Annotated in this window: 19 protein-coding genes and 1 tRNA gene; 9 read left to right on the top strand and 11 right to left on the bottom strand. The window is 44.7% G+C overall.

Features of this window, described 5'->3' with window-relative positions:
* Positions 1–712: 712 nt before the first annotated feature.
* The 5 genes from ACED59_RS09975 to rpsU all read right to left on the bottom strand — a co-directional run bounded on the left by ACED59_RS09975 (position 713) and on the right by rpsU (position 5,478).
* Positions 713–788: transfer RNA gene (locus ACED59_RS09975), tRNA-Ile, on the bottom strand.
* 163 nt (positions 789–951) lie between these two features.
* Positions 952–2,796 (bottom strand): RNA polymerase sigma factor RpoD, encoded by a 1,845-nt coding sequence (gene rpoD, locus ACED59_RS09970; RefSeq protein WP_009847799.1) that lies wholly within the window; start codon positions 2,794–2,796, stop codon positions 952–954.
* A gap of 99 nt (positions 2,797–2,895) precedes the next feature.
* On the bottom strand, positions 2,896–4,674 hold the full coding sequence (dnaG, locus tag ACED59_RS09965; RefSeq protein ID WP_017098283.1) for a DNA primase: 1,779 nt from the start codon (positions 4,672–4,674) through the stop codon (positions 2,896–2,898).
* 119 nt (positions 4,675–4,793) lie between these two features.
* Positions 4,794–5,237, bottom strand: coding sequence for a GatB/YqeY domain-containing protein (locus ACED59_RS09960; protein ID WP_009847797.1), 444 nt, complete (start codon positions 5,235–5,237; stop codon positions 4,794–4,796).
* Positions 5,238–5,262: 25 nt separating this feature from the next.
* Positions 5,263–5,478: a 30S ribosomal protein S21 gene (rpsU, locus tag ACED59_RS09955; protein ID WP_004396009.1), complete on the bottom strand. Its 216-nt coding sequence runs from the start codon at positions 5,476–5,478 to the stop codon at positions 5,263–5,265.
* A gap of 258 nt (positions 5,479–5,736) precedes the next feature.
* On the opposite strand from rpsU, the gene tsaD reads away from it, so the two are divergent.
* Both tsaD and ACED59_RS09945 read left to right on the top strand, forming a co-directional pair.
* The gene (gene tsaD, locus ACED59_RS09950) at positions 5,737–6,753 is read left to right on the top strand and encodes a tRNA (adenosine(37)-N6)-threonylcarbamoyltransferase complex transferase subunit TsaD (RefSeq protein ID WP_017098284.1); all 1,017 of its coding nucleotides are present in this window, start codon (positions 5,737–5,739) and stop codon (positions 6,751–6,753) included.
* 159 nt (positions 6,754–6,912) lie between these two features.
* The gene (locus ACED59_RS09945) at positions 6,913–7,728 is read left to right on the top strand and encodes an alpha/beta fold hydrolase (RefSeq protein ID WP_017098285.1); all 816 of its coding nucleotides are present in this window, start codon (positions 6,913–6,915) and stop codon (positions 7,726–7,728) included.
* Positions 7,729–7,819: 91 nt separating this feature from the next.
* Here the strand turns inward: ACED59_RS09945 and plsY are convergent, their stop codons facing one another.
* Positions 7,820–8,416: a glycerol-3-phosphate 1-O-acyltransferase PlsY gene (gene plsY, locus ACED59_RS09940; RefSeq protein ID WP_009847793.1), complete on the bottom strand. Its 597-nt coding sequence runs from the start codon at positions 8,414–8,416 to the stop codon at positions 7,820–7,822.
* Between the two features lie 138 nt (positions 8,417–8,554).
* Here plsY and folB point away from each other — a divergent pair, with 138 nt between their 5' ends.
* Genes folB through ACED59_RS09925 form a run of 3 tightly spaced genes read left to right on the top strand, consistent with a single transcriptional unit; the run spans position 8,555 to position 10,212 of the window.
* On the top strand, positions 8,555–8,914 hold the full coding sequence (gene folB / locus ACED59_RS09935; RefSeq protein WP_004735969.1) for a dihydroneopterin aldolase: 360 nt from the start codon (positions 8,555–8,557) through the stop codon (positions 8,912–8,914).
* Positions 8,911–9,393, top strand: a complete 483-nt coding sequence (gene folK, locus ACED59_RS09930; protein WP_012603184.1) for a 2-amino-4-hydroxy-6-hydroxymethyldihydropteridine diphosphokinase — start codon at positions 8,911–8,913, stop codon at positions 9,391–9,393. Before folB ends, folK begins: the two co-directional genes overlap by 4 nt.
* A 15-nt stretch (positions 9,394–9,408) precedes the next feature.
* The gene (locus ACED59_RS09925; RefSeq protein WP_004735967.1) at positions 9,409–10,212 is read left to right on the top strand and encodes an undecaprenyl-diphosphate phosphatase; all 804 of its coding nucleotides are present in this window, start codon (positions 9,409–9,411) and stop codon (positions 10,210–10,212) included.
* 100 nt (positions 10,213–10,312) lie between these two features.
* Here ACED59_RS09925 and ACED59_RS09920 read toward each other — a convergent pair whose 3' ends face one another.
* Positions 10,313–11,629 carry a multifunctional CCA addition/repair protein gene (locus ACED59_RS09920; RefSeq protein ID WP_371704907.1) on the bottom strand — a complete coding sequence of 439 codons (1,317 nt, stop codon included), beginning with the start codon at positions 11,627–11,629 and terminating at the stop codon, positions 10,313–10,315.
* 36 nt (positions 11,630–11,665) lie between these two features.
* On the opposite strand from ACED59_RS09920, the gene ACED59_RS09915 reads away from it, so the two are divergent.
* Both ACED59_RS09915 and ACED59_RS09910 read left to right on the top strand, forming a co-directional pair.
* Positions 11,666–13,354, top strand: a complete 1,689-nt coding sequence (locus ACED59_RS09915; RefSeq protein ID WP_017098287.1) for an ExeA family protein — start codon at positions 11,666–11,668, stop codon at positions 13,352–13,354.
* The gene (locus ACED59_RS09910; protein ID WP_371704906.1) at positions 13,354–14,295 is read left to right on the top strand and encodes a general secretion pathway protein GspB; all 942 of its coding nucleotides are present in this window, start codon (positions 13,354–13,356) and stop codon (positions 14,293–14,295) included. Before ACED59_RS09915 ends, ACED59_RS09910 begins: the two co-directional genes overlap by 1 nt.
* Positions 14,296–14,427: 132 nt before the next feature.
* On the opposite strand, the gene ACED59_RS09905 is transcribed toward ACED59_RS09910, so the two are convergent.
* From ACED59_RS09905 to ACED59_RS09895, 3 genes are all read right to left on the bottom strand, one after another.
* Positions 14,428–15,039, bottom strand: a complete 612-nt coding sequence (locus tag ACED59_RS09905) for a TIGR04211 family SH3 domain-containing protein (protein ID WP_017098289.1) — start codon at positions 15,037–15,039, stop codon at positions 14,428–14,430.
* Positions 15,040–15,244: 205 nt separating this feature from the next.
* Positions 15,245–16,507 carry an inorganic phosphate transporter gene (locus ACED59_RS09900; protein WP_012603189.1) on the bottom strand — a complete coding sequence of 421 codons (1,263 nt, stop codon included), beginning with the start codon at positions 16,505–16,507 and terminating at the stop codon, positions 15,245–15,247.
* Positions 16,508–16,635: 128 nt separating this feature from the next.
* Positions 16,636–17,316, bottom strand: coding sequence for a TIGR00153 family protein (locus tag ACED59_RS09895; protein WP_029223984.1), 681 nt, complete (start codon positions 17,314–17,316; stop codon positions 16,636–16,638).
* Between the two features lie 207 nt (positions 17,317–17,523).
* Between ACED59_RS09895 and ACED59_RS09890 the strand changes: the two genes are divergently transcribed.
* Complete coding sequence (locus tag ACED59_RS09890; protein WP_009848973.1) at positions 17,524–19,041, top strand: inorganic triphosphatase; 1,518 nt, start codon at positions 17,524–17,526, stop codon at positions 19,039–19,041.
* A gap of 39 nt (positions 19,042–19,080) precedes the next feature.
* Here the strand turns inward: ACED59_RS09890 and ACED59_RS09885 are convergent, their stop codons facing one another.
* A complete protein-coding gene (locus tag ACED59_RS09885; RefSeq protein ID WP_017098290.1) occupies positions 19,081–19,830 on the bottom strand; it encodes a potassium channel family protein in 750 nt (249 codons plus the stop codon).
* 97 nt (positions 19,831–19,927) lie between these two features.
* On the opposite strand from ACED59_RS09885, the gene ACED59_RS09880 reads away from it, so the two are divergent.
* Positions 19,928–21,184, top strand: coding sequence for a methyl-accepting chemotaxis protein (locus tag ACED59_RS09880; RefSeq protein ID WP_017098291.1), 1,257 nt, complete (start codon positions 19,928–19,930; stop codon positions 21,182–21,184).
* Positions 21,185–21,369: the final 185 nt, after the last annotated feature.

Here is a 21,369-nt window from a genome sequence, read left to right as displayed (position 1 = left end):
GACGGCGTCGTCGGTCCGGTCCTAGTCCGGTCTTTCACCCTGATTTTAGGTCTATTGCCGTCGTCGTCGACGGGACACCCACGCTAGATTTCCATCTGATTCCCTCAACCCATTCGCTACCCCAAGTTCTCGCCCTAACGCATAGCAGATTCGCCCTAGAACCACTCCTAGCGTTGAGATTACCGATTTCAGTATGAATACCAGTCCAGTGATTAGCCTTCGTTTCTAGCTCTGTGGTTCACTGCTGCTGACGACTAACCTCAATCACTTAAGAGATATCAGACCAATTACCACTGAGGGTAATTGGTCATCATTGTTCAACAGTCATCTGGTTCTAATCTTCGGTGCTGAGTCTCCTGACTGATCTCAGCTAGAACTCCATTTAGGTATCTCATTTATATCTTTATAAATTACTGAATCTAATGGACAGGATGTTGGTTATATTTTTGTTGGTTTAGTCGGGAAGTTTTTCTGGGGTTCTACTCTGGTGTTGGGTGGTATGTATCTAGCGTAGAATCGTGCTGTACAGATGAGAGAGCTTACTGATGGTCGATATCAGTCTGAGGTAGGTTTACGGGTTCTGTGGTGATTAGGTGGAGTGTTTCACTGGCGCTAATGGAATCGTGCTTACAGGAAGTATTTGAAGACCGGATATGGAAAGGACTAGAAAAGATAAAGGCCCATGAATTTCTTCATGAGCCTTATCGGAATTTGGTGGCCCCTCCCAGATTTGAACTGGGGACCGAACGATTATGAGTCGTGCGCTCTAACCACTGAGCTAAGGGGCCGTAGGGCATAGATTATAGGGGAAGCATTCATTGGTGTCTAGACACTATGAGGGGCAATTCCGCTTACATCTTAGCCACTTAAATCATATAGGCACAAAAAAGGTGAGCCAACGCTCACCTTTTTTATTTTATGCTTAAAAGCTAACCACACTAAAGTGTGTAATTACTCGTCTAGGAAGCTACGCAGAGTTTCTGAGCGGCTTGGGTGACGAAGTTTACGCAGTGCTTTTGCTTCGATCTGACGGATACGTTCACGAGTAACGTCGAACTGCTTACCCACTTCTTCTAGAGTGTGGTCAGTGTTCATGTCGATACCGAAACGCATACGCAGTACTTTCGCTTCACGAGGCGTTAGGCCTGCAAGAACGTCTTTAGTTGCGCCGCGCAGGCTTGTTGCCGTTGCAGAGTCTAAAGGCAGTTCTAGCGTTGTATCCTCGATGAAATCACCTAGGTGCGAATCTTCGTCGTCACCGATTGGTGTCTCCATTGAGATTGGCTCTTTAGCGATTTTCAGTACTTTACGGATCTTGTCTTCAGGCATTTGCATGCGCTCAGCCAACTCTTCCGGAAGTGGTTCACGACCCATCTCTTGTAGCATTTGACGAGAGATACGGTTTAGTTTGTTGATCGTTTCGATCATGTGAACCGGAATACGGATAGTACGAGCTTGGTCGGCAATCGAACGAGTGATTGCTTGACGGATCCACCACGTAGCGTAAGTAGAGAACTTGTAACCACGACGGTATTCAAACTTATCTACCGCTTTCATCAGACCGATGTTACCTTCTTGGATTAGATCCAGGAATTGTAGACCACGGTTTGTGTACTTCTTAGCAATCGAGATTACTAGACGTAAGTTCGCTTCAACCATCTCTTTCTTAGCACGACGAGCTTTCGCTTCACCGATAGACATACGACGGCTGATATCTTTAATGCTTTGAACAGTAAGAGACGTTTCACGTTCGATGATATCCAGCTTTTGGATAGAGCGACGGATGTCGTGTTCGTTACGTTTGATCTTTTCTGCGTATGGCTTGTCTGAAGCAAGAACTTCGTCCAACCATGCTTCGCTAGATTCATTACCAGTAAATAGAGCAATGAAAGATTTCTTCGGCATTTTGCCGTACTCAACCGTTTGACGCATGATTAGGCGTTCTTGAGTACGTACGCGATCCATTGAAGTACGCAGTTCGTTTACTAGGTAATCAAACTGTTTTGGCGTCAGACGGAATTCTTTGAACACGTCTTGCATCATTGTTGTTGCAAGCGTTGCTTTCGGGCTTTCGTGGCCGTATTCATTGATTGCTAGTTGACGGTTTTGGTAGCTAGTGCGAAGTGCTGTGAACTTCTCAAGAGCAAGCTCAGGATCAATACCTGTATCTTCCTCTTCTTCTTCCTCGTCGTCTTCTGCTTCTTCTTTGTCTTCGTCTTCTAGATCAGTTTTAGCAAGTTCTGAACCGATGTGAGTCGCCGTTGGCGCAGCTGTGCCATCGTCGTCTGGGTCAACAAAGCCATTGATTAGATCTGTTAAACGAATCTCTTCAGCGAGTACGCGGTCAAACTGTTCCAAGATGTATGGAATAGTGCCTGGGTACTCAGCTACAGATAATTGAACGGTATTGATACCATCTTCAATACGCTTCGCAATGTCGATTTCGCCTTCACGAGTCAGTAGTTCAACTGTACCCATTTCACGCATGTACATACGAACTGGGTCAGTTGTACGGCCAATCTCGCTTTCTACGCTTGAAAGCGCAGCAGCAGCAGCTTCAGCTGCATCTTCATCTATATTGGCATCGTCATCATTAAGTGCTAGATCATCAGCGTCAGGTGCAGTTTCTACTACCTTGATACCCATGTCATTGATCATTTGAATGATGTCTTCTACCTGTTCAGAATCCACGATTTCTGCAGGTAGGTGGTCGTTTACTTCGGCGTAGGTCAGATAGCCTTGTTCCTTGCCTTTAATAACAAGTAATTTTAGCTGTGACTGCGGATTTTGATCCATAGATGATATCCAACTTCAGGTCTGGTGAAGGACGTTGCATTCTCAAATGCAAACCAATTATGTTAACAAATTTATTAAATGCTGACTAATCAAACAGGGTTACGCTTTTAGATCTAGCATTAAAGCTAGTAGCTCCCTTTTTTCTTCGGCTGATAAACCGACACTTCTTGCTTTGGCCTGCAGGTTTTCAATTTGTTTTTCAACGCACTGGGCAAGGATATTGTCCAATGAGTCTAAAAATATGTCTTCTTGATTGTCTTCGTCGAGGGGGATTTCCCAGCTCGCGAGACGAGACAGAAGCGCCTCATGTTTATTGTGTCGCCAATGCTCTAATAATTGGCCTGTGTTGATATGGGGATGCGCATGGCATTTATCAAGTACTTCGACGAATAAACTTAGCCCAGGCAACTGTAAGCCTTTGACACTTGATAAATCCGGTACCATATCAGCATAGCTCGGATTTTGGATAAGCAAAGCGATAACTTCACGCATTGGAGTGCGCTTCAGCTCTTTATGCGGTTGAGGTTTGACGGGCTCTCTGTTACTAGAAGCCCCTTGTCGCTTTAATTCCAAAAGAAATTTATCAACCTGGTCGTTACTCCAGCCTACTCTTAATGCGAGTTCGTTCCATAGATAAGCTTTTAGGGAAGGATCTTTGGTTTTATCTAGCAGAGGGGCAGCTAGAGTAACTACATGTCTTTTACCTTCTCGACTGCTGTTATCTACAACTCTTTCAAGTATGTCCTTTAATAAGAAATCAGGTAGGGAAAGAGCATTATTCATCTCTATCTCAAGCCTTTCTTTTCCATATGTTCTAACAAAAGAGTCAGGATCTTCACCGTCAGGTAAGAACATTACTTTTAGAGTTTTATTAGTATTCAAATACTCTAAGGCATGTTCCATTGCGCCGCGAGCAGCTTTCTTGCCTGCGTTATCACCATCAAATGAACAAATTACAGTACTAGTTTGTCTAAATAAGGTTTGCAGGTGCTCATTAGAGCTTGCCGTACCTAGTGTACCAACCGCGTAATCGACACCATATTGCGCGAGTGCCACGACATCCATGTAACCTTCAACCACAAGTATTTGCGGCGGTTCACGGTAGGCTTGCAGCACTTCATAAAGGCCGTAAAGCTCTTTACCTTTATGGAAGATAGGCGTTTCTGGTGAGTTGAGGTATTTGGGTGTGCCGTCTTCTAATACACGACCACCAAAACCAATCACACGGCCACGACGATCACGAATCGGGAACATGACGCGTCCACGGAATCGGTCGTATCGGTTACCTTTATCGTTCTCGATTAGCATGCCGCCAGTCACGAGCATGTCTTGGGCTTCTTTCTGTTGGCCAAAGTTCTTACGAACCAAGTCCCATTCATCAGCGACGTAGCCAATGCCAAATTTCTGTACGATTTCACCAGAAAGACCGCGATTTTTTAGATAATCAATCGCAGGTTTGTTCGCTGAGATTTTCAGCTGAGAGCGGTAAAAATTACTGATGCCGCCCATCAAATCGTAGAGGTTACGTTTTTGTTCGCTGTTGGCTCTTGGCGCCATGGATATTTCACCGCTGCGCTGTTCTCTAGGAACATCAAGTCCTAAAAATGAGGCCAGCTCTTCAATCGCTTCAACAAAATCGAGACGTTCGAACTCCATAATGAAGTCGATAGCATTGCCGTGTACGCCACAACCAAAGCAGTGATAAAACTGTTTTTCTTGGCTTACGCTGAAAGAAGGGGTCTTTTCGTTGTGAAATGGGCAACAAGCACCATAGTTTTTGCCTTTTTTCTTAAGTTTCACGCGTGCGTCCACAATATCGACAATGTCGAGACGCGCTAGGAGATCATCGATGAAACTACGCGGGATGTGTCCTGCCATAAAACCTTAGAAAAATGCACTAACTGAGAGTGTGGATAATAATAGTTTGAATAGGTTACAGATACAAACAAGCCGTGCGTTCCGAAGGATTGCACGGCTTGTTGCAATTTGATTTGGGATTAAGCGAGTTTAGAACGAACTAAACCACTAACTTTACCCATATCTGCACGCCCTTGAATTTGTGGTTTCAAGATAGCCATTACTTTACCCATGTCTTGCATGCCCGCAGGTTGAGCTTCTGCAATTGCGCTATCAAGTAGTGCAATAACTTCTTCTTCAGTTAGCGGTTGAGGCATAAAGCCTTCAAGTACCGTAATTTCTGCTTTTTCCACGTCAGCAAGATCTTGACGATTTGCCGATTCATATTGAGCAACAGAATCGCGACGTTGCTTAACCATTTTAACTAATATAGCAATAATGTCGTCGTCGTTCAGAGTGATCCGTTCGTCAACTTCACGTTGCTTAATTGCTGAAAGAGCTAAGCGGATAGTGCCAAGGCGCGGTTTGTCCTTGGCTTTCATCGCTAATTTTTGCTCTTCTTTGAGTTGTTCAATAAGAGCCATAACTCAGTCCTTATGGATTAAGTTATTAGTACAGACGAACGCGACGTGCGTTTTCGCGAGCTAGCTTTTTAGCGTGACGCTTTTGAGCTGCTGCTTTAGCGCGTTTGCGAACTGTAGTTGGCTTTTCGTAATGCTCACGACGACGCACTTCAGAAAGGATACCTGCTTTTTCACAAGAGCGCTTGAAACGACGTAGTGCAACGTCGAACGGTTCGTTTTCACGTACTTTAACTATTGGCATATGCCTTTCACCTCAGGGGTTATTCATTATCGCTGGTTATTCAGTACCAAATCAGAGAAGTTACCCATCGAGCTAACTCTCTATTCGCGTTTGGTCATTAACCAGCTTGATCAAAAATGGTGCGGAATTTTAATCCGATCACAGTGGCTTTGTAAAGCACTTTGTCGATTATAGTCTGTACAATATTTGTTTGAAGAGCTTAGGCAGGGTAATATTGCGCTAATTTCCCATTTTAGACGAAAGCGTGCCGAGAAAATTATGCGCATTATTGGTATTGAAACCTCTTGTGATGAAACAGGAATCGCAATTTATGATGATGAGCAAGGGCTGCTTTCTCATCAGTTATACAGCCAAGTAAAGCTGCACGCCGATTACGGTGGTGTGGTACCTGAGCTAGCGTCGCGTGACCACGTAAAAAAAACCATTCCACTGATTAAAGCGGCATTGGCAGAAGCGAACCTAACGTCGAAAGATATTGATGGCGTGGCTTACACGGCTGGCCCTGGTTTGGTTGGTGCATTGCTTGTGGGCGCAACGATTGGTCGCAGTATTGCCTATGCGTGGGGCGTGCCTGCTGTGCCAGTGCACCATATGGAAGGTCACCTTCTTGCGCCAATGCTAGAAGATAATCCTCCACCATTCCCATTTGTTGCTCTGCTGGTTTCTGGCGGTCATACCATGATGGTAGAAGTGAAAGGCATTGGTGAATACCGAATTCTTGGTGAATCGATTGATGATGCGGCGGGTGAAGCGTTTGATAAAACCGCGAAGCTAATGGGCTTAGATTACCCAGGTGGTCCACTGCTATCTCGACTCGCAGAAAAAGGCACGCCAGGTCGTTTTAAGTTCCCACGTCCAATGACCGATCGTCCGGGTCTAGATATGAGCTTTTCGGGCTTGAAAACGTTCGCGGCAAATACCATTCGTGCTAATGACAATGATGACCAAACTCGTGCTGACATCGCTTATGCGTTCCAAGAAGCGGTTTGTGCGACCTTGGTAATCAAGTGTAAGCGTGCGTTGGTAGAGACGGGTATGAAACGTATCGTGATTGCTGGCGGTGTGAGTGCCAACAAACAACTACGAGTTGAGCTTGAAGCATTAGCCAAGAAAATCGGTGGAGAGGTGTACTACCCACGCACTGAGTTCTGTACAGATAACGGTGCGATGATCGCTTATGCGGGCATGCAGCGCCTGAAGAATGGTGAAACGGCTGATTTATCTGTCCATGCCACACCGCGTTGGCCAATTGACCAACTAGAGCCAATTGCTTAGCTCGTAGCAATCGTTCAACGAGAAACCGTCGATCAACAAAAGCTAAGCGCAGAATAAACCAGTGTGTTTCGATAAACGGTCGCCTTGTGCGGCCGTTTTATATCCTAGCTTACCGACTATGTGTCGATAAATAATTGCTAATAGAGATTAGGGAAGAAAATGAACAAGTTTACAGTAGACAATCAGTCGATGGCGTACCTAGATGAAGGTCAAGGCCCTGTTGTTGTGTTAGGCCACAGCTACCTTTGGGATAGTGCAATGTGGAAGCCGCAGATCGATGCATTACAAACTCAGTATCGCTGTATTGTTCCAGAGCTTTGGTCTCATGGTGAGTCACAAGCTGCACCAGCTTCGATGCGTAACTTGAAAGATTACGCTCAGCACGTTTTGGCTCTGCTTGATCATTTAGAAATCGAAGAATTCTCTGTGGTTGGCTTATCGGTTGGCGGTATGTGGGGAACCGAGTTAGCGGAACTTGCACCTGCACGTATTAAATCTTTAGTTCTAATGGATACCTTTGTTGGTTTAGAACCAGAAGTTGCTCATGCTAAATACTTCAGCATGTTAGACACCATTACTCAAACCAAGATGGTTCCTCAACCGATTGTTGAAGCGGTTGTTCCATTGTTCTTTGCAAATGATGCTCAAACAAACACGCCAACTTTAGTGGAAGGCTTTACTCAGAAATTATCAGCTCTTAAGGGTGAGAACGCTGAAGAAGTGGCTCGAATTGGTCGAATGGTGTTTGGACGTCGCGATATGATTGAAGCAGTAGAGAGCTTTGCACTGCCGGTTTTGATCGCTGTAGGGCAAGAAGACAAACCACGTCCGGCACTGGAATCATACCTAATGCACGATTGTATTACGGGCAGTGAGTTAGTGGTGATTCCTGGTGCTGGTCATATTAGTTCGCTAGAGCAACCAGAGTTTGTGAACACAATGCTGAAGACGTTTTTAGATAAACATCTGCTGTAAGCTTTAGATATTGAATAGTATTGCTCGACAGAGATTTACGTTGGTTTAAACGTATCTCAACTTAAAAATGGATCGGCTTAGACATGACAGTTTAAGCCGATTTTTTTTGCCCGAGTTTTGGTTCGCTGCCATCGAGTAGGCGGCGGATATTCTGATGGTGACGTAGGACGATCAAACAACACAACATGGCCACAGGCAGTGTGTATTGAGGTTTGACTAACCAAGCGTAGAAAGGTGCGAGCAACACAGTAACCAGTGCAGCTAAAGAAGAATAACGAAACAAAAATGCCACAACCAACCAGGTCGCCATGATCATGCCCGTTAGATCGAATCCAATTGGGGCGATAGCTCCGAGTGCGGTTGCGACGCCTTTACCACCTTTAAAGTGAAAAAATATTGGATACATATGACCAAGACAGGCTGCGATCGCCACAACACCTAAAATGATTGGATCGATCTTGAGGTAGTAGCCAAGCCAAACAGGAATGGTGCCTTTAAGCATGTCACAAAGCAGAACGGCCGCCGCGGCGCCTTTACCGCCCACGCGAAGCACATTGGTGGCTCCGGGGTTATTGGACCCCACAGTTCTTGGGTCAGGAAGTCTTAAGACTCGGCATATCAAGACCGCACTAGAGATTGAACCTAGTAAATAGGCAGCAATAATCATGATGAGTGCCAATGGGGTCATGTTTTTCCTTAAACAGTTATAAGCCTAACGATGGGAAAATAATGCTCAATCTAAGAGTAATTGATATCATATCTGGAATTACGCAAATAATACGTTTTTTTCCCCGGTATGGGTATCCGACCTCTAAAAGGACAAGTCATGGCACTGGATAAAGTTTTCATTGAACAGCTAGAAGTAATTACAACGATCGGTGTTTACGATTGGGAACAAGAGATTAAACAAAAACTTGTGCTTGATATTGAAATGGCTCATGACAATCGCCCAGCAGGTAAGAGTGATGATGTTGTCGATGCTTTGGATTACTCGACAGTCAGCACTGCCGTACTTGACCACATTGCGAATGGCCGATTCCTATTGGTTGAGCGTGTGGCAGAAGAAGTCGCTGAATTGATTATGACTCAGTTCTCAGTGCCTTGGATTAAAATCCGTTTAGCGAAGCCTGGCGCAGTACCACAAGCAAAAGCCGTGGGTGTGATCATCGAACGAGGCCAAGCATGACAATAGCCTATGTTGGTGTTGGCACGAACATAGACCGCGACAAGCATGCAAGGGTGGCATGGACAGAGCTTCAATCATTAGGGACTAACCTTAAATGCTCTAAGATCTATCACTGTGAGCCTGTGGGGTTTAAAAGCCACTCGTTTTATAACTTTGTGGTTGAGATCGATACATCACTCTCATTGACTGAATTTTCACAGCACCTGCGTGAAATTGAGTTTAAATGGGGTCGCCCTCAAGATGCCCATAAGCTTCAAGATCGAAAGCTCGATCTTGATATTGTGCTGTTTGGAGAGGTGGTATCAGAGAGCGATCCAGAATTACCACGCAGTGATATCTATAAATATCCTTTTGTAACACAACCACTTTATGATCTTTGTCCTGCGAGAGTGATCCCGCAAGATGGAAGAACCGTCAGTGAGATATGGCAGAAGATGCAGCAATTAGATACGCTCTCTGTCGTTGATATAACACTATAATTTTTAAGGTAAGTAATGAGTTATTTTGAAGCGTTTATGTTGGCGTTGGTGCAAGGCTTTACTGAGTTTTTACCTATTTCCAGTTCTGCACACTTAATCCTTCCTTCGGCTGTTTTAGGTTGGGAAGATCAAGGTTTGGCTTTTGATGTGGCGGTCCATGTCGGTACTCTGGCTGCCGTCGTTATCTATTTCCGCAAAGAAGTGGTCTCTCTGTTGAGCGCATTTTTTGGTTCAGTTTTTAAAGGCGATCGCAGTAAAGAAGCAAAGCTCGCGTGGATGATCATTCTCGCGACGATTCCTGCGTGTATCTTTGGTTTGTTGATGAAAGATATTGTTGAGCTTTACTTGCGCAGTGCGTGGGTGATTGCAACGACCACGATTATCTTTGGTCTGTTGCTATGGTGGGTGGATAAGAACTCAAGCCTGCGTGATGACGAATACCAAGCGGGTTGGAAAAAGGCGCTGTTTATTGGCCTTGCTCAAGCAATGGCGATCATCCCAGGTACGTCTCGTTCTGGCGCGACGATTACCGCAGCACTTTACCTTGGTTTCACACGTGAAGCGGCGGCTCGATTCTCTTTCTTGATGTCTATCCCAATCATCACTCTGGCTGGTGGTTATTTGGGCCTGAAGTTAGTGACCAGTGGTGATCCAATCCATGTTGGTACTTTGCTAACGGGAATCGTGGTTTCTTTCATCAGTGCTTATATCTGTATTCACTTCTTCTTGAAGCTTATCTCTCGTATGGGTATGACGCCGTTTGTTATCTACCGCCTGATTTTAGGTTTTGGTCTATTTGCTTTCTTGATGATGCAGTAGCGCTCGACTTACGAAGACAAATGTTTCGTCCTACAGATTGAAACGGAAAAACCCGCTTAGTCGCGGGTTTTTTAATGCATGGTAACCAGTGTTATTACGATTAATTATCAGAGAGTTCTGATAACGCGCGCTCAATCGCAGCAGCTCTGCGTTTTTCTTGTTCTTCTCGAATGTCTTTACCTTGAAAACCATCGGCAATAATCGCTTTAACTTCGACTTGAAGTGCTGCTTGGTAAGCCACTTCAAAACGCGCTTTTTGAGGATACGGCTGATTTTCTAATCCTTTTCGGCCTGCGTGATCGGCCTGGCAGCAAAGCAGTATATCGTCGAGTCTATCTGGCTTACGCCAAACATCGAACTTGTTGAGAACCTTGAGGAAGGTGGTTGGCTTTAGCTCGCCTGCACGATGGATATTGGAATGCTGCTCGCACACTAACAACGCGAGGTCTCTGAATTCATTGGGCACTCTGACTCTTTCACACAGCTTCTTAATGATTTTTAAGCCTGTATGGCAATGCATCTTGTGGCTTGGCCACTCACTTTCTGGCGTGACGCCTTTACCTAAGTCATGCACTTGAGCTGCAAAACGTACTGGTAACGATGAACTTAGTAGCGCAGCTTGCTGAGCAACCATCAGAGTGTGAATGCCCGTGTCGATCTCAGGGTGCCATTTTTCAGGTTGAGGCACACCAAACAGAGCGTCAATTTCAGGCAACACAACAGCCAATGCACCGCACTCTTTCAGTACAGAAAGGAACACTTCAGGGTGCGGAGTACTAAGAGATTTATGCCACTCCTGCCAAACTCGTTCAGCAGTGAGGTGTGCCAGTTCTCCAGATTGCACTATTTCACTCATCATCACCATGGTTTCAGGTGCAACCGTAAAGTTGAGATGATGGAGTTTGGCGGCGAAGCGAGCTACACGCAGCACACGAAGAGGATCTTCAACAAAAGCGTCCGAGACGTGTCTTAGGATACGATCAGAGAGATCTTTTTGGCCATGGTAAGGATCGTAAAGCTCACCTTTATCATCTTGAGCGATGGCGTTGATCGTTAGATCGCGGCGCATGAGGTCTTCTTCCAAACTCACATCTGGTGCAAAGTAACACTCGAAACCTGTATAACCCGAACCTGACTTTCTTTCGGTGCGAGCCAGTGCGTGCTCTTCTTTGGTTTTTGGGTGTAAGAATACAGGGAAATCTTTTCCGACAGCAGTAAAGCCAAGGCTTTCCATTTCTTGAGGGGTACTTCCTACCACGACCCAATCTCTATCATAACAATCAATATTGAGCAGCTTATCGCGTACCGCTCCACCGACTAGATAGCGCTGTAGCCCATTGTCTTTTGGTAGGCTATCGTATATTTGCAACTTATCACCTCGAAATGTTTTATCACTGCTGGACTTTACTGCAAGCAATGGTACTTTCCATTAATCGTAATTATAGGGCAGCACATGTATAAGGAATATTTTGGCTTCGTTGAGATGCCATTTTCGATTGTACCAAATTCTCGCTATTTGTTTTTGAGTCAGCGTCACCAAGAAGCGATGCAGAACCTACAAGCCGGTTTAGGCGAAGGAGGGGGCTTCGCGATGCTTACTGGTGAAGTGGGTACTGGAAAAACAACGGTCGCCAAAGCGATGTTGTCATCACTCGATAATCAGACTCAAGCTGGCCTTATACTCAACCCTACGTTTTCCAATTCAGATCTACTTGAAGCTATTTGCGATGAGTTTGAGGTCGAATACCCTGAACAAGCGTCGTTGAAACAGCTGAGTCAGGCAATTCATCACTTCCTGCTTGATAGCCATGCTGAAGGCATTCAAACCTTATTGGTGATAGATGAGGCCCAACACCTTGCTGCTGATGTGTTGGAGCAGCTACGCCTTCTGACCAATTTAGAAACCGACAGTCGTAAGCTATTAAAGGTGCTGTTGGTTGGACAACCTGAATTACAGCAACACTTACAAACCACACAGCTACGTCAACTCGCGCAACGCATTACAGGTCGCTATCACTTATTACCTCTTAATATCGAAGAAACGGGTAAGTACATCGCGTTTCGTTTGGAAACGGCTGGTGGTGAGCAGATGTTGTTTTCGAATCGTTCAATCAAGCTTATCTCCCAATATACCCATGGTATTCCGAGGCTCATTAACTTGGTGTGTGATAAAGCGCTGCAATTGGCTTTCCATGATGGTGATAAATCACCGAGTAATGAAACGGTTAACCGAGCTTGCCAGCAGATCATGGCCTTTCAGGCTGATGTGTATCACGTCGAGAAAATTCGTGCTACTCATGTAGCCCCAAAATTACTCCAATACGCGGGGATTGCCACATTAAGTGTCGGCCTTGCAATCGCGACCTTTAACTTCGCCCCAACCTATATTAGTTCATGGATGCCTGCAGATACTTCCAGTGAAGTGAAAATGGAAGTAGCGGCGAATACTCAACGATCATTTGTGGCTGAAACACCGATATTGGATGATAAATCTATACCGGTTCAAGATCTCAAGACTTCTAAGTTTGCACTACCACAAGATGTTCAGAATCACTTAAAGCAAGGGAATAATCAAACGCTTGCAATTAGGGACCTATACACGCTTTGGGGGTATGAATCTTCGCTTCGTGATTGGCTATGTTTGAGTGAACAACAAAGTGTATTTGTATGTGAGCAACATCAAGCCAATTTAGAATATTTGATTGAACTTGGAGTTCCCGTGGTTCTTAATCTGGAATTAGGTCAAGAACCTGTGTTTGCTGTACTTTATGGCGCGTCTGAGGAGTCTGTTGAGCTCCTAGTCAACGAAAAGCTATTGGTGATGCCTAAGCGGACCTTAAAGCAAATTTGGCAAGGTGATTATGTCGCGATTTGGAAACAGCCGCTAAGAGAGACACTGAAAGAGGGCTATCAAGGTGAGGCGGTTGCTTTACTTGATCTATTGCTTTCAGAAGTCTTGGGTGAAGACGTATCGGGCAGTGATGTATTTGACTATGAATTGAAAATGAAAATCGAAGCGTTTCAAACTTGGCAGGGCATGTCTGTTGATGGCATCGCAGGTAAGCGCACCTTAGCAAGGTTGCAGAGATTAGCTCAACTCGACTCGCCTAAGTTGATGTCATTAGAAGGAGGCGAAAGCTAATGTCACGTATTATGCACGAGCTTAAACAGTCTTCTAATAATAAACCTAGCTTTAAAGGTTACCAAAACCATCACGTGCCTAGTTCTGCTAAAGGGATTAGCAACAAACGAGGTTCATCGTTAACAATGGGACTGATCCTTGTCTTGGTGCCTTCTTTATTGGTGGGCGGCGTTTTGGTTTATCAGTCGTATAATCAACAGCAGCAAGGCTCGGCTAGCCCCGTTGCCTCCGGAGCTCTGCCTGAATCAAAGCTTCAATCAGACTTTGAGCCTCAAATTGCCGGTTCTGGCATTGCCAGTGTGGATGCAGTGTCAGTGGATGCAGATGATAAAGCATTATTTTCTGTTCGCTCGGCACCGGTAATCCAGCTTTTGAAAGCACTACCGCGTCAAGAGATACATGCAAAGATGGGCACCGACATCGGTAATATCGCTAGTGATTCAAAAGCGATCGTGGCAAATTTAGAAAATAGTAATCAAGCAGCAACGAATTTTGAACCATTATCTATTGAACCGTCAGTTCAACCTGGAACGAATAATGATAATGTCACGCTGCAATCGGACCGTGATTTACTGAAAGGGTTAGACCTCACCGAATTGCCACCCGATTTAGCGTTGAAGCTTGAATCAATGATGGGAGAGCAGTCGGTTTCACCTGAACCGATGGATTCTAGACCTGTGGGGAGTATGGATTCTCAGGTCATCGGTTTAGAAAAACATGGCAATAGATTGTCTGGTGTATTACCTAAGTTAGACTTACAAACTCACATGTACTCGAGTAGCGAAACTAAGCGTTGGGTAAAAGTGAATGGACATGAAGTTGCTCAAGGGGAATGGATCGAGCGGGGTATTCAGTTGCTTGAGATTAAACCACAATCGGTAATCATTGAATTCAATCAGCAGAAAATAGAAATCCCAGCTTTGTATGAGTGGAAAGGTTAGTACTATCGATATTACTTACTGTGATTGATGTTAGCGCTGTGACTTGAATGATAAATCCATACAAATAAAAAGGAGCACCTCGGTGCTCCTTTTTGATATTCGATACTGAACCTACTGTAGCAAAGGCGAGGCTTACGCCCAGCCGTTTGGTGACTTTCTACGACGAGGCATGATGTGTGGCAGAACAAGCCCAAGAAGTAGACCAATACCAGCAACACCACCACCGTACATGAAGTACTTCAATAGTAAGTCATCTTTTTGAGTATCTAGCTTAGCGCGTAGTTGACGGTTCTCAGTTTGAGAGCTCGTTAGCTGTTGGCTAATCTCACTGTAGTTCTGCTCTAGTTCAGCAATCTGCTTGTTACGAGAGTCTAGAGAGCTTGCGAGACCTGCTTTTTCGCTGTCAGCACTTTGACGAGCATTTGCCAGCTTGCCTTTTACTTCAGAGAGTTCTTTCTCTAGCTTAGGCATGCGCAGCGCCATACTTTCTTTTGTGCTTACGAACTTACTCTCAACCCAACCTTTACGTCCTCGGCTATCTTGAACCTGAGTGTAACCCGTGCTCTTGTTAGTTTGCAGGTAGGTGATTTTCTCGCCGGCATCAATACTACCTATGATACGGAAAGTATTGTTTGGGCCAGAGTGCATATAAGTAAATAGTTTGTCAGCAATATAACGGTCTTGAGCAAAGGCAGCTGGAGCCGCAAGCATTGCGAACAAAACTAAGCTAATCAGTTTTTTCACAGTAAATCCTTTAACGATTCAAATTGAGTAGGCGTATGAGTCAGCCTCAATGAGCAAATAATATTTAGTTTTTTTATATGGTGCAACAAAGAAGGGAGGCAAAGCCTCCCTTTCTGTGCGTTTGAGTCAATAATGACATGGTATTTACATATCTTTACTGAAGCTCACCGTTTTCTGACGCTAATATTGACTAGTGTCAGGGCTATTACATAGTAAACATAGCCTGAATTGCGTAGAAGAATACAACAGCAAGTAGAGCACCTGCAGGTAACGTCACAATCCAAGAAGCTACGATGTTACGCACAACGCCTAAGTTTAGAGCTGCGATACCACGAGCAAAGCCTACACCTAATACCGCACCAACCAATGTTTGCGTGGTTGAAATCGGAAGGCCAGTACCAGAAGCAAGTACAACCGTACACGCGGTCGCTAGTTGAGCTGCAAAGCCACGGCTAGGAGTTAGTTCTGTAATACCAGTACCAACGGTTGCCATTACTTTATGACCCATTGTTGCAAGACCAACAACGATACCAATACCACCTAGTGGAAGAATCCACCATGCGATAGTGCTCTTGCCTGAGATTTCGCCCATGTGCTCAACCGTTGAAACAACCGCTGATAGTGGACCAATCGCGTTGGCAACATCGTTTGAACCGTGTGCGAATGCCATTGCACAAGCTGTGATAACCATTAGTACGCTGAAGATACCTTCTACGCCAGTAAAACCGTGGTCTTCTTCGCGGTTAGCAAACTTCTTCTGAATGTATAAGTAACCGCCAATCATGACGACAGCAGAAACACCTGCAGCCCATAACCATGCTTCAGTACCGGTTAGATGAAGGCCTACGTGCTTAAGACCTTTCTTGATCGTTACAAGTGCAATGACCATTGTAGTAATGAACATGTATACCGGTACAAAACGCTTCGCATTGAATAGCGGGTTTTCTGTATCGAATATCAGTCGTTGGGCACTGACAAATATGAGATAGGCGAAGATACCGGAAATCAATGGTGTGACAATCCAACTTCCCACAATGCCTTGGACACTGTTCCAATCTACAGCTTCAGTACCCACAGACACACAAGCAAAACCGATGATTGCACCGATGATTGAGTGAGTCGTTGATACTGGCCAGCCCATGTATGAAGCTAGAAGTAGCCATGTACCAGCAGCTAGTAGTGCAGACATCATACCGTACACAAGTACGTCAGGTTGATCTGCAAACAGAGATGTTTCGATAACACCTTTACGGATCGTGTCTGTTACTTCGCCGCCCGCAAGGTAAGCACCTGCGAATTCAAAGATCATTGCGATAATGATCGCTTGTTTAACGGTTAGAGCTTTAGAGCCTACTGAAGTGCCCATTGCGTTCGCAACGTCATTTGCACCAATACCAATAGCCATCAAGAAACCGAAAGCTGCTGCAACAATAATCAGGACAGTGCCGTAGTTAGCAAGGATATCCATCGTAATACCTAGTTGTTTGATAACAAGCGGAACAAATTTAGACGCAAAAAACCGCTCAGCGAGAGAAATACTCAGCGCATAAGTGGTTTGTTCAAAAAATGCTCTTCGTTATATAGTTAACGTATGATTTAAGATCGAGAAAGCATTACTTCAAGACGAGCGCCTACACGCTGTGCTTGATCTGCAATACCACCAACCCATTCAAGAATTTTGTATAAGAACATGATATCAACTGGATTCAGACCATCTTCAATCGCCATTAGTTGTTGGCGTAGTTCGATCTGCATCGCGTCCGTGTCATCTTCAATTACATCTAATTGATGAATCATTTCAGCAACGAGTGTTACTTCACGGCCTTTAAAGCCCGTTTCAAGTAATTCGTCTAGTTCATTGATTACGTTTTGTGCTTGGTTCGCTGCATCTAGACAACGTTTAACGTAAGCGATGAAGTTTTCTTGCATAGGAGCAGGAATGACAAGTTGACGACCATATACACGGCCAGCAATGTCTTTCGCTAGGTTTGCTAGTTTGTCTTGTTGAGTTAATAGCTCCAACATATCGGTGCGATCAACTGGCATAAACAAACCGCGAGGAAGTTTAAGGCGAATTTCACGTTTTAGTACGTCAGCTTCTTTCTCAAGGTGAGAAATTTGAGCTCGAATTTCTGATGCTTTCTCCCAGTCACCTTTTGAAGAAACTTCAAAGAAATTAACTAGGTGAGAACAACATTCGTTCACGCATACTACGTGACGCTGCAAAGGTTTAATTGGGGACTTTGCAAATAACCCCATAATTGTATTTACTGGCATGGTCATCCAACCTAATAAATAATAACCTTAAAACAACATACACCATATTCATGGTGAAATGTTAAGCGATGGCTACAAAGTCGCGCATGTTAACCTAATCAATGTCTCATTAAAACTGTTTTAGATCATCATAAGGGCGATATTTCTGACTTGCTGAGTTTTCAAATTGGCAATATCCTGTCCCTATCTTCACAGAAAGGTATAACTATGGAAACCGAGATAGAACTGAAGTTTTTTGTTTCTCCTGATTTTTCAGAGACTTTACGCAATAAAATTGCTGAAACTAAAGTACTTCAGCACAGTTGTCGTGAGCTAGGTAACATCTACTTTGACACCCCCGATAACTGGTTACGTAAGCACGATACTGGCTTGCGCATTCGACGCTTTGATGACGTATTTGTACAAACCGTAAAGACGGCTGGTCGTGTGGTTGCAGGCCTGCATCAAAGGCCTGAATACAATGCAGAACATGACAGCAATGAACCTAAGCTAGCCCTACATCCAGAGGACATCTGGCCAGCGGGCAAAGACATCGAAACGCTGGAAGCTGAGTTGACTCCTCTATTTTCTACCAACTTCACACGTGAGCAGTGGTTGATTGGTATGCCTGATGGCAGTCAAGTCGAGGTCGCATTCGATCAAGGTTTTGTTGAATCAGGCGAACTGCAAGAACCGATTTGTGAAGTCGAATTGGAACTTAAGTCCGGTCAAACAGATGCTCTGTTTACACTGTCTCGTCAATTCTGTGAACAAGGTGGCATGCGTTTAGGTAATCTAAGCAAAGCCGCTAAGGGTTACCGCCTTGCTCAAGGTTATCAAGGAGATGAAGTCACTCCTTTGACCTTAGTTGATACTGCTAAAAGTGATACTGTTGAATCGTGTTTCATTCAATCTTTAGAGCATGCTCTCGCTCATTGGCATTATCACGAGCAGATCTTCACCGAGCGCCAATCCATTGAAGCGTTACATGAGATCAGTCACTCGCTGAGTTTTATTCGTCAAACCTTCACCATCTATGGTGGCATTGTCCCAAGACGCGCGAGTGCTATTTTACGCCAAGAGCTTAAGTGGCTTGAGCAAGAACTCGACTGGCTAAAAAGCTATGACCACTTCGAAGATTTGCTCGAAGATAAAGGCCACGTACTGCGTAAATTGGATGCGCGTAAGTTTTTGGTCGCTGAACTTAAAGAGATGCAAGAGCAACTTCCCGATCGCGAAGAACTGCTTACCCTGTTGAGCTCTGCTCGTTACACTGGTTTGTTGCTAGATCTGAGTCGCTGGATCTTGTCTCGTGGCTGGCAACCATTCTTAGACGAAAAAGCACGTGAACAAATGGCACGTGGTATCGAATGGTTTTCGGTTAAGCAACTCGATCGCACATGGGCCGACTTGATGGAAGCTTTCCCGCCAGAGCGAGTGATGACTAGCCAAGCGTATATTGAACAGCAATATCGTTTGATGAGAAACCTATATTCTGGTGTTGGTTTCGCGAGTTTGTATGATGACGATGAACGAAACAGTTTCCGCTTGCCATGGGCCGATATGGTGCAAGGTATTGACGATTTGCTGGCACTTAAAACATTAGAGCCTTTGACTGAGAAGTTAGAAGGCGATGAGAAGGTTCAGCTAGAGCGTTGGTTAGCTCGTCAAGAGGTGTCTATTCTGCATGCGATGGAACAGACACGCCAAATAAGTGTAGAAGTTGAGCCGTATTGGCAAGACTGAGTTTCATAACAACATGAAATTGAAAATAGGGCTTCGGCCCTATTTTTTTGTTTGTTGTTCCAGCTTTTCTAGTCGTTCGAGAATTTTCTGTTGTTGCTCAATGATCTTCTCAAGGTGCTTCTCTTTGTTTTCAGCTCGTTGATTGTCATGGCGAGTTGGAGAGGTGATCAAAGAAGTAATCAACCCTGAAATCATACCAAAAACACCCACACCACAAATGATCACCAGAGAAGCGACTAACTTGCCTGAGCTCGTCACTGGATAATGATCGCCGTACCCCACGGTACTAATCGTTACGAAAGCCCACCATAAAGCATCTTGGCCAGTGGTAATGTTGGCATTGGGATCCTTGTGCTCTAGCAGCAGTATTGTTCCTGCACCTATGGTCAGGAGAATAACCAGCAGCAGAATAATCGAGGCGAGTGTCGTTTCTTTTCGATTGCGAAACAGCTCTCTGAAAACACGTTTTCCTGACCGAAGAACGAGAATCACGCGCAAGATCTGAAAAATGCGAGCGAATCGAAGTGGCTCGACCATAGGGATGCTTGCCAAGAAATCGATCCAGTGTACTTTTAGATATTCTTTCTTATTTTGTGATCTGAATAGATCAATAGTGAGCTGAAAAAGAAAAACGCTACAGATTATAAAGTCCAGGCCGATAAGAACTTGTTTCGATTCTTTATCAATCGGTGCAAACAATAAGCCTGAGATCACAAATAACGCTAAGAAAGAGAGAATCAGTGATAATAAGCTCATCGGCTTAGTGGTGTCTTTGATACTATTTAACATTCATACGAGGCTCAAAATAAATCGCGAACTTTGACTGATATAGCCATCTCGCGGATATAGAAGCCATCAATATATAAGAGTTAATGGAGAACTGACAATGACTAAACTGTCATTCAAGCCGTGGGAAAGGATTATCTCGGACATCCGTCTCGTTCCAAAAATGATCATGCTGATGGTTTTCAGCACTATCTTGATTATTTCGAAGCAGCTATGGGACGCAAGTGCGTTTTACGATTCATTACTTGCAGTCACCAACAATGCACAAGTTGCACAGCAGCATTACGAGACTTACCTAGTTCAAGTGGCTTGGCAAACAGCCTTGATGATCATTGTGTTTGTGGTTCTTCTATTGGCGGCAGCGCGCGTTATGCTTCGCCAAACTCAATACCTCAATGACGCCATTAAAACGATGGCCGATAAGAACCTATCAGTGCCGATTGAAATGGACTGTAAAGATGAATACGGTGATGTGGCACGAGAACTCGAAAAAACTCGAGTCCAGTTGAATGACATGATCAAAACTCAGGTGGCCTCTTCTGATGAGTTGTTTGCCCTGACGGAAGTGATGACCATCAGCATGTCCGAAACCAAAGATTCAGCTCAGGAAGAATTTAACGAAATCGACCAACTAGCGACAGCAATGAGCGAGATGACGTCTACTGTGCAAACCGTGGCTGAGCACGCGCAAAGTGCTTCTTCTCTTACTGAGCAAGCATCAGGTCAAGCACTAACAGGTCAGAAGTTCGTTCAAGGTTCTGTTTCTAAGATGAGTGAGCTTTCTTCTGACATCGCAGCCTCTGCAGCAGCGGTAAACCAAGTAGAAGAGCGCGTAGACTCGATTGGCAGTGTGGTTGGTACTATCCAAGGCATTTCAGAGCAAACCAATCTATTGGCTTTGAACGCAGCGATTGAAGCCGCGCGTGCAGGTGAAGCGGGACGTGGTTTTGCGGTTGTTGCCGATGAGGTTCGTAACCTTGCGCAACGTACTCAGCAAGCGACAGTAGAAATTCAAGATATGATTAGCCATCTACAAAGCAGTGCTAACTCGGCAGTAGAGCTGATGGAAAAGAGTGTTGTTGAAGCCGCTGAAGGCGTAGACCTAGTGACTAACGCTGGTTCTGAGCTTGATGGCATCGTAAGTCAGGTAAACCAGATTAATGATATGAACTTCCAGATCGCGACTGCTGCGGGCCAACAAACTAGTGTCGCGGAAGAGATGAGTGTCAACCTGACCAATGTTCGTGAGCTTGTTGAAGCCTCCGTAGTGGTGGTGGGTGAGCTTCTCGAGACTTCTGAGATCATGGAAAGCAACGCACAAGAGCTAGACGGTAAGATTAAGCAGTTTAAGGTTTAATCCCCAGCTTTCGCTCTGAGCTCTAGTTTGTAAGATCTAAAGGTCTATTCCTAGAGGTTTGGCCACGGAGACTTGTTATTAGAGATAAAGGCTTTGCTTGATAAGTTCACTGATAAAACGCCCACATTGCTAATGTGGGCGTTTTTTATTGGCAGAACTTTGGTATAACTAATCATTAGTTTTTA

It is taken from the genome of Vibrio sp. FF266, assembly GCF_041439695.1.
GTDB classification, from domain to species: Bacteria; Pseudomonadota; Gammaproteobacteria; order Enterobacterales; family Vibrionaceae; genus Vibrio; species Vibrio tasmaniensis_A.
Note: the sequence above shows the minus strand (reverse complement) of the source record. Positions and strands in the feature narration are given on the sequence as shown.

Excerpts from the sequence above, each read along its gene's own strand:
- ACED59_RS09880 (WP_017098291.1), top strand. The coding sequence starts at position 19,928 with ATGACTAAACTGTCATTCAAGCCGTGGGAAAGGATTATCTCGGACATC.
- ACED59_RS09960 (WP_009847797.1), bottom strand. The coding sequence starts at position 5,237 with ATGGCTCTTATTGAACAACTCAAAGAAGAGCAAAAATTAGCGATGAAA.
- rpsU (WP_004396009.1), bottom strand. The coding sequence starts at position 5,478 with ATGCCAATAGTTAAAGTACGTGAAAACGAACCGTTCGACGTTGCACTA.
- dnaG (WP_017098283.1), bottom strand. The coding sequence starts at position 4,674 with ATGGCAGGACACATCCCGCGTAGTTTCATCGATGATCTCCTAGCGCGT.
- ACED59_RS09915 (WP_017098287.1), top strand. The coding sequence starts at position 11,666 with ATGTATAAGGAATATTTTGGCTTCGTTGAGATGCCATTTTCGATTGTA.
- folK (WP_012603184.1), top strand. The coding sequence starts at position 8,911 with ATGACAATAGCCTATGTTGGTGTTGGCACGAACATAGACCGCGACAAG.
- folB (WP_004735969.1), top strand. The coding sequence starts at position 8,555 with ATGGCACTGGATAAAGTTTTCATTGAACAGCTAGAAGTAATTACAACG.
- tsaD (WP_017098284.1), top strand. The coding sequence starts at position 5,737 with ATGCGCATTATTGGTATTGAAACCTCTTGTGATGAAACAGGAATCGCA.
- ACED59_RS09910 (WP_371704906.1), top strand. The coding sequence starts at position 13,354 with ATGTCACGTATTATGCACGAGCTTAAACAGTCTTCTAATAATAAACCT.
- ACED59_RS09890 (WP_009848973.1), top strand. The coding sequence starts at position 17,524 with ATGGAAACCGAGATAGAACTGAAGTTTTTTGTTTCTCCTGATTTTTCA.
- plsY (WP_009847793.1), bottom strand. The coding sequence starts at position 8,416 with ATGACCCCATTGGCACTCATCATGATTATTGCTGCCTATTTACTAGGT.
- rpoD (WP_009847799.1), bottom strand. The coding sequence starts at position 2,796 with ATGGATCAAAATCCGCAGTCACAGCTAAAATTACTTGTTATTAAAGGC.
- ACED59_RS09895 (WP_029223984.1), bottom strand. The coding sequence starts at position 17,316 with ATGCCAGTAAATACAATTATGGGGTTATTTGCAAAGTCCCCAATTAAA.
- ACED59_RS09925 (WP_004735967.1), top strand. The coding sequence starts at position 9,409 with ATGAGTTATTTTGAAGCGTTTATGTTGGCGTTGGTGCAAGGCTTTACT.
- ACED59_RS09945 (WP_017098285.1), top strand. The coding sequence starts at position 6,913 with ATGAACAAGTTTACAGTAGACAATCAGTCGATGGCGTACCTAGATGAA.
- ACED59_RS09900 (WP_012603189.1), bottom strand. The coding sequence starts at position 16,507 with ATGGATATCCTTGCTAACTACGGCACTGTCCTGATTATTGTTGCAGCA.
- ACED59_RS09885 (WP_017098290.1), bottom strand. The coding sequence starts at position 19,830 with ATGTTAAATAGTATCAAAGACACCACTAAGCCGATGAGCTTATTATCA.